A 1,503-nucleotide genomic window follows, 5' to 3' on the forward strand; every position below is an offset into this window, starting at 1 on the left:
GGCGATTATATAATTATAGACCCTGAGCTAAGGAATGTACTGATGTTTTCTAGTATAGTCCCTAGTCTGGCATCCCAAACAACTTTTCGTTTATACCCTTATCATGTGACCATTTAATCAACATATCAATTGTCAGAGGATATATGGCTATCTTTGAATATTCTAACTCTCATACTGTGAAGGAAGCCGCTGAAGCTATTAAATTATTGAAAGGAACCAGCCTTTTAATAAGTCAACAAAGAAATTCTGCTTTAAATCATATTGGGGTATCACAAATACTTTACAAATATGTTTTGCGTCGCAGCAAAAACCAGCAAATTAGGCTTAGTATAACAGAGATAATCAGCACAGCAAAAACACCATAAGAAGATTTTTCAAACGGGCCATCGACATTGACTCCCCAAAAACCAAAAATGATTGCTGGAATAGTCAAAACGATTGATATCTCTGTTAGAGTTTTCATAATCATGTTTAGCTGATACGAAATCATATTGTTTATCATATTTTCCAAATAATCCAAATATTGACTGTAACCTAAAATAATTCTATCCATTGTGTCGCTTGTATTGTATATCTCATCAATTATTTTTTGGGTGGTAAAATCAATATCATTAATAGTTGTAAAATTTTTTTTAATGAAATCCAGCGCTTTGTGATTAGCGCCATAGGTTGTTGACAAAGCTATCATGTATTTTTGAAGAGTCAATAAATCACCAAACGTTGGTCTGAGTGAACCGGACGTTGATATTTCTGAGTCTAAATCATCAATTTTTTCCTTGACTCCACGAAGGTCGTCAAGCATCACATGGAAATCTTTTTGCATGATCTTTAAAAGTACTTCCTGCATGAAATTATCGACATCATGTAAAACCATATTGGATAAGAGTTCGGGAATGAATTTTAATTTTTGTTTTGTAAAAATTATCAACTTATTTTTAAATACCAAGAAAACAACAGATGTCGTCAGATTATCTAGATGCCCACCTTCATGTATCTCGGGAAACAAATAACTTACGAGCAAACTTTTTTCATCGTTCTGATCTATCATCGTGTCATATGCAACTCGATCATCAAACGTTAGTATATTGTCTATGTTAAAGTCAGATCTATGTTCAAAAGATTCGATATATTCTCGTTCGTCACCATAAACATAAACAACAGACGAATTTTTGATATTTGATTCTGACGAAACTAATAATGTATTTTTTGTTAAAGAATAAGTTTTCAGCATTGTAATCCTCCTGCTTTATATTTTTCTCAAAAATAAATGCGTAATTGTTGTGGAATAAATACGTTATCAGTTTTAAAAACATTTTGTCTTATGTATGATAACCTGCTAAAAATTTTATCTCGCACATTATCTAGACAATCTCGTCTCCAGCTTCTAATGTATTTTCTAATTTATAATTATAGACCCTAAACAAACATCTTTTGTAAAAAGCCTTTTTTCTGTTCTTTCAATAAATCTAACTTACGTTGATGAAGAGCGATAGTATCGTCTAA

At 31.7% G+C, this 1,503-nt stretch carries 1 protein-coding gene; it reads right to left on the reverse strand.

The features are described 5' to 3' along the window. Positions 1 to 280: 280 nt before the first annotated feature. A complete protein-coding gene (locus ABZS58_RS51310) occupies positions 281 to 1,231 on the reverse strand; it encodes a magnesium transporter CorA family protein (RefSeq protein ID WP_014570897.1) in 951 nt (316 codons plus the stop codon). Positions 1,232 to 1,503 lie beyond the last annotated feature (272 nt).

This window comes from Dactylosporangium sp. NPDC005555, assembly GCF_040605635.1.
Taxonomy (GTDB): Bacteria; Actinomycetota; Actinomycetes; order Mycobacteriales; family Micromonosporaceae; genus Dactylosporangium.